Origin of the sequence: Ilumatobacter sp. (genome assembly GCF_030065885.1) — a bacterium.
Taxonomy (GTDB): Bacteria; Actinomycetota; Acidimicrobiia; order Acidimicrobiales; family Ilumatobacteraceae; genus Ilumatobacter.
In genome coordinates this window covers 1-10,469 of the sequence record NZ_JASJCS010000165.1, presented here as the reverse complement: position 1 = coordinate 10,469, position 10,469 = coordinate 1, and the positions used below count along the sequence as shown (strand labels likewise).

Sequence of the window (10,469 nt, the reverse complement as noted above, 5' to 3'; positions counted from 1 at the left end):
CCGCCATCGCCAAACTCTCACCCACCGGCACCATCTGCATCTACACCCTCGCCACCACCCACATCATCATCGACGCCAACGGTCACGCCTGAGTGCGCCTCCGGCGGGTGGCCGTCACCGGCGCCACACCTCCGAGCACGACCCGCGGCAAGTAGCGTCGTCGCCGATGGGCCTGCGTGACCGCTTCTACACGCCACGAACTGCGAGGGCGATCCTGTCCTGGCGCATCCTGGTCGCGCTCGGCGTCGGCGTCACCGTCGGGTTCGTCAACGTCGGGGTGGGCATCGGGGTGGGCGTGGCCGTGTACGCCGCGCTCGTCGGCGCCGCCATGCCGAAGGGTCCCGAGTCGCCGAACATCGACCCGTTCATGCTGAGCGAGCCCTGGCGCCAGATCATGAAGGAGGCCCAGGGCTCCGGACGCAAGCTGCGCGCCACGGTCGAAGGCGTCGGCGACGGCCCCCTCAAGCAGACGATGACCGGCATCGCCGGCGAACTGGAACGGGGTCTCGCGGAGGCCTGGGAGATCGCTCGCCGCGGTGACGAGATCGACGACGCGGTGCGTCGCCTCGACCCGACAGCGTTGCGTTCCAAGCTGGCGACGCTGCAACAACGAGCAGACGCCGAACCATCGCCCGAGGCGGACGCGGCGGTCACCTCGGTGGAGCGTCAGCTCGCATCTGCAGACCGCCTCAAGGAGCAGTCCGCGGAGGCAGCGGCCTCGCTCCGCCTCAGCCAGACCCAGCTTGACGAACTGGTCGCGCGGGCGAGCGAAGTCGGTGTCGGCACGGTCGACGCGGACACGTACGCGCGAGATGTCGACGATCTCGTCGTCAAGCTCGAAGCGCTGCACCAGGCGGTCGAGGAAACCCGTACCGCGTGAGCGGCCTGCTCCGATCCAACCTGGTCGTCGCCGCCGGCACCGCGCTCTCGCGCGTGACCGGGCTCCTGCGGGTGTTCGTGTTCGCCTACGTGATCGGCCAGACGCTCGTCGCCGACGCCTACAAGCTGGCGAACGAGACTCCGAACATCGTCTACGACCTGCTGCTCGGCGGCGTGCTGTCGGCGACGTTGGTGCCGCTGTTCACGTCGTTCATGGGCGGCGACGAGGACGAACGCGACGATCACGCCACGAACGTCGTGATCACCGTTGCGACCACGCTCATGGTCGCGCTCACGATCGTCGCCGTCGTGCTGGCACCGCTGATCTTCCGGCTCTACAGCCTCAACGTCGCCGACGACGTCGACGCGGACCTGTTCCGTCAGGTCGGTACGACGCTCACACGGATCTTCCTGATCCAGATCCTGTTCTACGGCCTGACCGGCATCGCCAACGCCTACCTGAACAGCCGGCGGCGGTTCTTCGCCGCCGCGTGGAGCCCGATCCTGCCGAACCTCATCATCATCGTGACCCTGCTGTCGCTCCCGAACGCCGGCGACGCCACATGGCAGCTCTCCGACGTGGTCGACGACACGCGGCTGCGCCTCACACTCGGGCTCGGCGCGACGGCCGGCATCGCGGCGATGGCACTCGCCGTGCTGCCCGCGATGGTCGGCGCTGGCCTGCGGTTCCGGCCGGCGTGGGAGTGGCGGCACCCCGCGGTGAGGAAGCTGCTCGTGCTGTCGGGTTGGACGATCGGGTTCGTCGCCGCCAACCAGGTGGCGCTGCTGGTCATCCGGAACCTGGCCCTCGGCGAGGGTGAGGGCATCGCGTCGGCATACTTCGACGCCTTCACCTGGTTCGTACTCCCGCACGGACTGCTCGCGGTGTCGATCGCCACCACGTTCCAACCCGAGATGGCGCGAGCCGTCACCCGCAAAGACCGCGCCGACTTCGTGCACCACGCCTCCCTGGGCACCCGGATGATCGCGCTGCTCACACTGCCCGCGGCCGCCGGCATGTTCGTGCTGCGGGAGCCGATCATCGGCCTGATGCAACGCGGCCAGTTCGACGCCCTGGACGCGTTCAACACCTCCCGGGCACTGGCGGGGCTCTCGGTCGGCTTGGTCGGGTTCTCGGTCTACCTGTTCGTGCTCCGCGGCTTCTACGCCCACCAGGACACCCGCACCCCGTTCGTCCTCAACGTGGGCGAGAACCTGCTCAACGTCCTCTTCGCGTTCGCACTGGTCGGCTGGCTGGATGTCCTCGGTCTCGGTCTCGCCTACGCGTTCGCCTACCTGCTCTCGTCGGTGTGGGCGCTCACCGTGCTGCGCAGCAAGGTGCGGGGTTTCTCGCTGCGACCGATCGTCGCGAGCGTCTGGAGGATGCTCCTGGCGGCCGTCTTGATGGCCGAGGCGATCTGGCTCGTCACGCACGACGTCAGCGCGGACACCGGGTGGCATGCGGTGGCGCAGATCCTCGTCGGCGGCTCGGTCGGGATCGTCGTCTACCTTGCGGTCCTGCTGGCGCTGGACACGACCGAGATCGACTCGCTGCGGCGACGCCTACCCGGTCCGGCTCGCAGCGGCGGCTGACGGGTTGTGCCTCGCGAAGCGGCGCGAGCCGCAGGGCAGGCGGCCGCGAGGAGGCGTCCGCCGGCGCGAGCCAGCGTCGGTCAGTACCGGCGCGTGCCAGGATGGCGGCCCTTCGGAGGGCGTCGGGCGAGCAGATAGGCTGCCGCGCATGTTCAAGCTCGCACGCAAGTGGTGGAAGTACCTGACGGCCAAGTTGACCGGATCGTTCAACGAGCGCGCCGATCCGAAGGTGCAGCTCGAGCAGGCGATCATGGAGTCGCAGCAGCAGCACAAGCGGCTCAAGGAGCAGGCCACCAACGTGATCGCCGGCCAGAAGCAGGCCGAGATCCGCCTGAACGGCAAGATGGCAGAGCTCGAGAAGCTCAACGCCAACGCCCGTCAGGCGCTGATGATGGCCGCCGACGCCGAGAAGGCCGGCAACGCCGACAAGGCCGCCCAGTACGCCTCGGCCGCCGAGACGATCGCCGGTCAGCTGATCCAGGTCGAGAAGGACGTCGAGAGCTTGAAGGCGATGGTGCTCGAGAGCACCGAGGCCGCCGATCAGGCCAAGGCAGCGGTCACGCAGAACAGCCGCCTCCTGCAAGAGAAGATCGCCGAGAAGTCGAAGCTGCTGAGCCAGCTCGAGCAGGCGAAGATGCAGGAGGAGATGAACTCCGCGATGAACCAGCTCAACGAGACGGTCGGCGACGACGTCCCCACGCTCAAAGAGGTCGAGGAGAAGATCCAGGCCCGCTACGCGAAGGCGAAGGCGGCGTCCGAGCTCACCGAGGCCTCCGTCGAGTCGCGGGTGCTCGAGGTCGAGCAGGCCACGGCCAACGTCGAGGCCCAGAGCCGGCTCAGCGAGCTGCGCGCCGAGCTCGGCCTCGAGAGCGGCACCGCCGCGACCCCACAGGTCGAAGGCGGCACCTGACCACGCCGCGTTTCACGTTGTGTCTGACACAACGTGAAACGGGCTAGCTCAGCACCACGAGGTCGTCGCGGTGGATGACCTCGTGCACCATGCCGTCGGGCAGGTCGGCCGTCTGGAGCCCGGCCACGGCCCGCAACTCGGTGGCCGGTGTCTCGACCATGCCGCGGGCGAACACCTCGCCGGCCGCGTTGCAGACCTCGACGGTGTCCCCCTCGTCGAAGACGCCCCGGACCTCGCGCACGCCGGCGGGCAGCAGGCTGGTCGGACGGGTCGTCAGCGCGTGCTGGGCGCCGTCATCGACGACGATCGTGCCGACCACCTCGGCGGCGAACGCGATCCACAGCTTGCGAGCGGGCAACTTGCGGTCGTGCGCCGCGAACGTGGTGCCCACGGCTGCACCGCCGACCACCTCGGCCAGGACGTCGGGGCGCGACGCCTTGGCGATCACGGTGCGCACCCCGGACCACGACGCGATCCGGGCGGCGGCCAGCTTGCTCGCCATCCCGCCACTCCCGCGGCCGCTGCCCCCGAGCCCGGCATCGATCGCCATTAGCGGGTCGTCGGCCGCGACGTCGGGAACCAGCGCCGCGCCGGCATCGGCGCGGGGATCCGTCGTGTAGAGACCGTCGAGATCGGTGAGGAGCACGAGCAGATCGGCCTTGACGGCGTGCGCCACCAGGGCAGCGATGCGATCGTTGTCGCCGTAGCGCAGCTCGTCGTTGGCGATCGCGTCGTTCTCGTTGATGATCGGCACACAACCGAGCTCGATCAGACGCTGCAACGTCTCGCGAGCGTGGAGGTACTGCGTGCGGTCGACGAAGTCGTGCGGGTCGAGCAGCACCTGCGCGCCGACCAGGCCGTGGTCGGCGAGTTCATCGTTGTAGACGCGCATGAACCGGGTCTGGCCGACGGCCGAGACCGCCTGCAGCGTCAGCATGTCCGTCGGCCGCGCCTCGAAGCCGAGCGCCTGCACGCCGGCCGCGACGGCACCCGACGAGACGACCATGACCTCGTGCCCGCCCGCCCGCAGAGCTGCGATCTCGGCCGTCAGCTTCGTGATGGCGGCGGTGTCGATCGAACCGGAATCGGTCGTGATCGACGACGTGCCGATCTTGGCGACGATTCTCATGTGTGGTCCACCTCGCTCACAGATCGGGCTCGTACTCGAAGCTGAACTCGCCGATCCACACCACGTCGCCTTCGGCGACGCCGGCGCGGCCGAGCATCCGGTGCACCCCCATCTTGTCGAGCTGCTGGTCGATGTAGGCGAGTGCCTCGGGAGTCGTCACGTCGTTGAGCGCGACGATGCGCTCGACCTCGCGCCCGGCGATGCGGTACTCGCCACCGTCGAGGCGCTCGACGATGGCACCCGTCACCTCGGGCCGGATGACCACCAGGCCCTCTGGTTCGGGGCGCTGCTCACGGGCATCGTGCACGAGCGACGCCATGCTGCCGACGAGCTCGCGCACGCCCTGCCCCGTGACCGCCGAGATGACCGGATGCTCCCAGCCGGCCGCCGACAACTCCCCGGGCTGCACGACATCGGCCTTCGTACCGACGACGAGGCGCGGTCGCTCGAGCAGATCGGGGCGGTACTCGCCCAACTCGCGCAGCAGCACGCGCTCCTGCTCGGCGGCGGGCGTGCCGTCCATCGGCTGCAGGTCGATCAGCAGGCACAACACGCGCGCCCTCTCGACGTGGCGCAGGAACTGATGGCCGAGCCCCCTCCCCTCGCTGGCGCCCTCGATCAACCCGGGGATGTCAGCGACGACGAAGCTCGTGTCCTCGTCGAGGCTCACGACACCGAGGTTCGGCTCGAGCGTGGTGAAGGGATAGTTGGCGATCTTCGGCTTGGCCGCCGAGATGACGCTGATCAGCGTGCTCTTGCCGGCGTTGGGGAACCCGACCAGGGCGACGTCGGCCATCAACTGGATCTCGAGCTTCAGCCAGCGCTCCTCGCCGCGTTCGCCCTGCTCGGCGAACGTCGGCTCACGACGACGGTTCGAGAGGAAGCGAGCGTTGCCGCGGCCGCCTCGACCGCCGGCTGCGGCCAGGAACTTGTCGCCGTGGTGGAAGAGCTCGGCGAGCACCTCGCCGGTGTAGAGGTCTTTCACGATGGTGCCCTCGGGCACCTTGATCTCGAGCGACTCGCCGCGCCGCCCGTGCAGGTCCTTGCCCTTGCCGTGCACCCCGCGCTCGGCCCGGCGGTGGGGATGGTCCCGGAACGCCAGCAGCGACGCCACGTTGTGGTCGGCGATCAACCAGATGTCGCCGCCCTTGCCGCCGTCGCCGCCGTTCGGCCCGCCCATCACGACGGGCCCTTCTCGCCGGAAGGACACGCAGCCCGCGCCACCGTCGCCGCCGCGCACGTTGAGCTGGCACTCGTCGACGAACTGGGACATGGCAGATGAGCCTACGGCTGCGGGGTGCATGAACCTGTCGACGTTGCCGCTGCGACGGACCGGGGCGATGTCAGCCCACGTCTGGGTCGACGACGGGCAGATGCAGTGCCGTGCCGCCGAGGTCGCCGACGGATCTCCGGTCGCATGGAACGTGTTCACGCAGGGAGGTCCGGGCTTGGTCGAACGCGGGTGGGTCCCGGATCCCCGATTCGGTATGGGAGGGCCACCACGACGTCGCCCGAGGGCCGACCCGGACGATCGATGGCGCTGGATGGAGCCGTGCCCGAGACGGCAACCGACCCGACGCACCGACCAGGCCGCGCCGGACCCGCAGCCGGTACGGTCGTTGCAGGGCGAAGCTGACCACCGTGGAGGGATCGCGATGACGTCATCACCGGACCACCGACGCCGGACTCGGGTGGTCGTCGGGCTGCTGGTCGGCGCGGCGATCGTGCTCGCGGCGTGCTCGGGCGACGAGGGCGACGGGGAGGCCGCGCCCACAACGCCCACCACCGACGAGGAGCTCACCGACACGACGCCATCGGCGAGCGCGCCCGACCCGACGACACCGCCGGACGATCCCGAGCCTGCGCCGACCACTCCGACCACCGAGCCGATCCCGGTCATCACCGAGGACCGCGCGTTCTACATCCTCCCGCCCGGCAACTACGGCGGGCTGCCGACCAACGACGACTCGCTCGACCAGCTGCCGCTGTACGACGGCCTGACGCCGCTGCGGGGCGACGTGACCGACGCCGATCTCGAGCGGTTCTTCCTGCCCGAGGATTTCGAGCCGGTCGGCGAGACCGTCGAGGAGCCGACCGGCCGGCCGGGCACGACGATCCTCTACGACGAGTTCGGCGTCGCCCACATCACCGGCGAGACCCGGGAGGACCTGGCATTCGGGGCGGGATGGGTGACGGCCCGCGACCGCGGGTTGCTGATCGACCTCGGCCGTGGCCCGGCGCGAGCGGCGGTCGCTGACGTGCCGGGCATCAACGCGTTCTCGCTGGTCACCAGCGGGCAGTCGTTCGTCCCCAGCGAGGCGACCGAGCAGCTCGTCACCGATCAGATCCAGGTGATCCTCGACACGTACGGCGAGGAGGGCGAAGAGATCATCGCCGACGCCCAGGCGTACGCCGACGGCCTCACCGCGTACTGGGAGGCGAACGACCTCGATCGCGAACCGGCGACCGTCAACGACGTCATCGCCACGACGGCATTCATCGGGTCGATCTTCGGAGCGGGCGGTGGCAGCGAGGCCCGCAACGCCGAGTTCCTGTCAGCGCTGCAGAACCGGCTGGGCGAGGAACAGGGCCGGCTCGTCTGGGAGGACCTCCTGCCGGACGACGATCCGGAGGCACCGACCACCATCGACGAGCGATTCGAGTACGGGGCGCTGACGGGCGGCGAGGTGACCGGTTCGGTCGTCATCGACGAGGGCTCGATCATCTCGCTCGACCCGCGGGATCCTGCCGAGGGATCCGCTCCGCAGGTCGTCGGGGCCAACGTGCTGTTCGACGCCGCCGACGAGCCGCCGGCACTCACGGCCTCGAACTGGCTGATCGTCGATTCGGAGGCGTCGGTCAACGACACGACGCTGGCGGTGATGGGGCCGCAGCTCGGTTACTACTACCCCGAGATCGTGCAGCAGGTCCACCTCAGCGGGCCCGGTATCGAGGCCCAGGGCGCCGCGGTGCCGGGTCTGGCGATGTACATGCTGATCGGCCGGACCGAGGACTACGCCTGGAGTCTCACCTCGGCCAACCAGGACGTGCGGGACGTCTACGCCGAGGTGCTCTGCGAGCCCGACGGATCGACGGCCACACGGACGTCGGGCCACTACGAGTACGACGGCGCATGCATCCCGTTCGAGGAGTTCGACGCCGGCACGCTCGGTGGGGTGCCGATCCGCTATCCGACGTCGGTCCACGGACCGGTCATCGGCACCGCCACGTCGAACGGCACCCCGGTGGCGCTCACGAGCAAGCGGTCGACGTTCGGGGTCGACGGGCTCAACCTCGGCGCGCTCAAGGACATGACCGAGGGAGATGCCGACACGCACGAGGCGTTCTTCGAGTCGGCGAACAAGTTCGGCTTCACCTTCAACTGGGGCTACGCCAACCGGGACGGCATCGGGTACTTCGCGTCCGGGCGCCTCCCCGTGCGCGCCGAAGGGCTGGACCGGCGCCTCCCCACCCTCGGCACCGGCCAGTACGAGTGGCAGGGCTTCCTCGCACAGGACGAGCACCCCCACGCCGACGGCCACCCGACCGGCCGTCTGCTCAACTGGAACAACAAGTCGGCGCCTGGGTTCATGCACGGCGACGGCAACCAGTACGGCTCGGTCCACCGCGTCGAGGGCTTCGACCAGTGGCCGGACCGCGTCGACCTGGCGGGGGTCGTCGGCGTGATGAACCGCTCCGCGACCGAAGACGTCCGGTCGTCGGTCTGGCCGGTCATCAGCGACGTCCTGGCCGGCGGCGAGCCGCCCTCGTCGTTGGCCGGCGACGTGGTCGACCTGATGGACGAGTGGGTCGACGACGACGCGCCCCGACTCGACCGAGACGACGACGGCGACTTCGACGGGGCGGGCCCGACGCTGCTCGACGAGCTGATCAGGCCGCTCGAACGAGCACTCGTCCAACCCGTGCTGGGTGACGCGCTCGACGACGGCCTCCGGCTGCGCGGCATCGACGCCGCCAGCCTCATCGACAAGGACCTCCGCACGATCCTGGGCGAACCGGTCGACGGCCCGTTCAACGTCGCCTACTGCGGCGCCGGTGACATCGACGCATGCCGGGACTCGCTGTGGGCCGCCATCGACGACGTCGTGACAGGGCTGGCAGACGAGCTCGGCGACGACCCGGCCGCCTGGCTGGCCGAGGCCGAGCGAACCACGTTCATCCCCGAACTGATCCCCGACGACTTCCGGGCCACCAACCGGCCCACGTTCCAGCAGGTCATCGAGTTCGCGCCGGCGGTGTGACCGACGGGCCCGACGCCCGCCGCATCGGTGCCAGGGCGTCCTCGCGGCGGCGGGAGGCGCCGTAGCCTGTTCCCCGTGACCGACGTCGACGACGCGATGCAGGAACGGGCCGAACGATGGGCGTCGACGATGCGCGGACACCAGGCCGGCGACGTCGCGCTGGCACACGAGGACTCGTGGGCCGGACCGGGAAGCAGCACGACCATCCCCCGCCGGGCGCGCGAGGAGGACGAGCACGACGAGCTCGCTCCTCTCGCGACCAAGGCGGGTGGCGCCGGCGATCGGGAGCTGGAGGAGGAGCCGGACCCGTTTCGCACGTGCTTCGAACGCGACCGCGACCGCATCCTGCACGCCACGGCGTTCCGCCGGCTCGCGGGCAAGACCCAGGTGTTCGTCTTCCCCGACGATCATCAGCGCACACGGTTGACGCATGCGCTCGAGGTCGCCCAGGTCGCTCGGTCGGTGTCGCAGGCGATCGGTCTCAACGTCGCGCTGACCGAGGCGATCGCGATCGGCCACGACTGCGGTCACGGACCCGGTGGTCACGCCAGCGAAGACGCCCTGACGCCGTACGTCGAGGAGGGCTACGACCATGCGGTCTGGGGTGCCGACGAGACGCTGGTGCCGCTCAACCTGTGCTCAGAGACGCTCGACGGCGTCCGCAATCACTCGTGGAGCCGGCCGGCCCCTGCGACGCCCGAGGGCGAGGTGGTGTCGTGGGCCGACCGAATCGCGTACGTCTGTCACGACTTCGAGGACGCCGTCGCGGCAGGCATCGTCAGCGAGGATATGCTGCCGCCGCTCGTCCGCGACCGGGTCGGCACCGACCGCTCGACGCAGCTCGGCACGATGGTGCGGGCGATGATCCAGGCGACCGCCGAATCCGGGCGCATCGGCATGACGGTGCCCATCGCCGAGGCCCTCGCTGAGTATCGGCGCTTCAACTACGAGCACATCTACCTCCGGCCGGCCAGCAAGGCGCAGGCCGACTCGGTGATCAGGATGCTGCGTGCGCTCGTCGAGCACTACGCCGATCGGCCCAACCTCCTGCCCGAGGAGCACGGCCTCGACGCCGGATCACCCGAAGCGCTGCGGCGCGCCGTGGCCTACGTCGGCGGGATGACCGACCGCTTCGCCTGCCGCCAGGCGATGGCGCTGCTCGACTGGGACCGCGACCGGCTCCCCGTCGGCATCGATGTCTGAGGGGCCCCGAACTCACCCGTCAGCGGACCGACGCACGGACGCGGAACGGCGGGGCGCCGGGCGCCCCGCCGTTCGCAGAATCTTGGCTGGCGACGTGTTCGGCGGTCAGTCGAGCGGGTTCACGTCGACGACCTTGCGGCCCTTGCGCTGGCCGAACTTGACCGAGCCGTCGATCAGCGAGAACAGGGTGTCGTCGCCGCCGTGGCCGACGTTGCGGCCCGGGTGGAACTTGGTGCCGCGCTGGCGCACCAGGATGGTGCCGGCGGTGATCTTGGTGCCGTCGTAGACCTTCACGCCCAGGCGCTGGGCGTTGGAGTCACGACCGTTGCGAGTTGAGCCACCGCCCTTGGTCTTCGACATGTCGTTCCTTCTCCCGACTCAGCTGGTGGTGATCGAGGTGATCTCGACCACGGTGTAGTTCTGACGATGGCCGTAGCGACGGCGCTGGTTGGTGCGGCGCTTGTAGGTGAACCCGTTGATCTTCGGGCCCTTC

General features: G+C 69.7%; 9 protein-coding genes. 5 read left to right on the top strand and 4 right to left on the bottom strand.

Annotation, left to right across the window (positions count from 1 at the left end; all coding sequences use genetic code 11):
* Nucleotides 1-166 precede the first annotated feature (166 nt).
* The 3 genes from QNJ12_RS22510 to QNJ12_RS22500 all read left to right on the top strand — a co-directional run bounded on the left by QNJ12_RS22510 (nucleotide 167) and on the right by QNJ12_RS22500 (nucleotide 3,382).
* On the top strand, nucleotides 167-880 hold the full coding sequence (locus tag QNJ12_RS22510; protein WP_300626161.1) for a hypothetical protein: 714 nt from the start codon (nucleotides 167-169) through the stop codon (nucleotides 878-880).
* On the top strand, nucleotides 877-2,472 hold the full coding sequence (gene murJ / locus QNJ12_RS22505) for a murein biosynthesis integral membrane protein MurJ (RefSeq protein WP_300626159.1): 1,596 nt from the start codon (nucleotides 877-879) through the stop codon (nucleotides 2,470-2,472). The genes QNJ12_RS22510 and murJ overlap by 4 nt, the downstream gene beginning before the upstream one ends.
* Nucleotides 2,473-2,620: 148 nt before the next feature.
* Nucleotides 2,621-3,382 carry a PspA/IM30 family protein gene (locus QNJ12_RS22500; RefSeq protein WP_300626157.1) on the top strand — a complete coding sequence of 254 codons (762 nt, stop codon included), beginning with the start codon at nucleotides 2,621-2,623 and terminating at the stop codon, nucleotides 3,380-3,382.
* Nucleotides 3,383-3,425: 43 nt separating this feature from the next.
* Here the strand turns inward: QNJ12_RS22500 and proB are convergent, their stop codons facing one another.
* Together proB and obgE are read right to left on the bottom strand one after the other, a co-directional pair.
* Nucleotides 3,426-4,511, bottom strand: a complete 1,086-nt coding sequence (proB, locus tag QNJ12_RS22495) for a glutamate 5-kinase (protein ID WP_300626155.1) — start codon at nucleotides 4,509-4,511, stop codon at nucleotides 3,426-3,428.
* 16 nt (nucleotides 4,512-4,527) lie between these two features.
* Nucleotides 4,528-5,784 carry a GTPase ObgE gene (obgE, locus tag QNJ12_RS22490; RefSeq protein WP_300626153.1) on the bottom strand — a complete coding sequence of 419 codons (1,257 nt, stop codon included), beginning with the start codon at nucleotides 5,782-5,784 and terminating at the stop codon, nucleotides 4,528-4,530.
* Between the two features lie 382 nt (nucleotides 5,785-6,166).
* Here obgE and QNJ12_RS22485 point away from each other — a divergent pair, with 382 nt between their 5' ends.
* Nucleotides 6,167-8,773 (top strand): penicillin acylase family protein, encoded by a 2,607-nt coding sequence (locus QNJ12_RS22485; RefSeq protein WP_300626151.1) that lies wholly within the window; start codon nucleotides 6,167-6,169, stop codon nucleotides 8,771-8,773.
* Nucleotides 8,774-8,869: 96 nt separating this feature from the next.
* Nucleotides 8,870-9,976, top strand: coding sequence for an HD domain-containing protein (locus QNJ12_RS22480; RefSeq protein WP_367281841.1), 1,107 nt, complete (start codon nucleotides 8,870-8,872; stop codon nucleotides 9,974-9,976).
* Nucleotides 9,977-10,081: 105 nt separating this feature from the next.
* On the opposite strand, the gene rpmA is transcribed toward QNJ12_RS22480, so the two are convergent.
* Together rpmA and QNJ12_RS22470 are read right to left on the bottom strand one after the other, a co-directional pair.
* Nucleotides 10,082-10,336, bottom strand: a complete 255-nt coding sequence (gene rpmA / locus QNJ12_RS22475) for a 50S ribosomal protein L27 (protein ID WP_300626148.1) — start codon at nucleotides 10,334-10,336, stop codon at nucleotides 10,082-10,084.
* Between the two features lie 18 nt (nucleotides 10,337-10,354).
* The gene (locus QNJ12_RS22470; protein WP_300626163.1) at nucleotides 10,355-10,456 is read right to left on the bottom strand and encodes a bL21 family ribosomal protein; all 102 of its coding nucleotides are present in this window, start codon (nucleotides 10,454-10,456) and stop codon (nucleotides 10,355-10,357) included.
* Nucleotides 10,457-10,469: the final 13 nt, after the last annotated feature.

Excerpts from the sequence above, each read along its gene's own strand:
- QNJ12_RS22485 (WP_300626151.1), top strand. The coding sequence starts at position 6,167 with ATGACGTCATCACCGGACCACCGACGCCGGACTCGGGTGGTCGTCGGG.
- proB (WP_300626155.1), bottom strand. The coding sequence starts at position 4,511 with ATGAGAATCGTCGCCAAGATCGGCACGTCGTCGATCACGACCGATTCC.
- obgE (WP_300626153.1), bottom strand. The coding sequence starts at position 5,784 with ATGTCCCAGTTCGTCGACGAGTGCCAGCTCAACGTGCGCGGCGGCGAC.
- QNJ12_RS22480 (WP_367281841.1), top strand. The coding sequence starts at position 8,870 with ATGCAGGAACGGGCCGAACGATGGGCGTCGACGATGCGCGGACACCAG.
- QNJ12_RS22510 (WP_300626161.1), top strand. The coding sequence starts at position 167 with ATGGGCCTGCGTGACCGCTTCTACACGCCACGAACTGCGAGGGCGATC.
- rpmA (WP_300626148.1), bottom strand. The coding sequence starts at position 10,336 with ATGTCGAAGACCAAGGGCGGTGGCTCAACTCGCAACGGTCGTGACTCC.
- QNJ12_RS22500 (WP_300626157.1), top strand. The coding sequence starts at position 2,621 with ATGTTCAAGCTCGCACGCAAGTGGTGGAAGTACCTGACGGCCAAGTTG.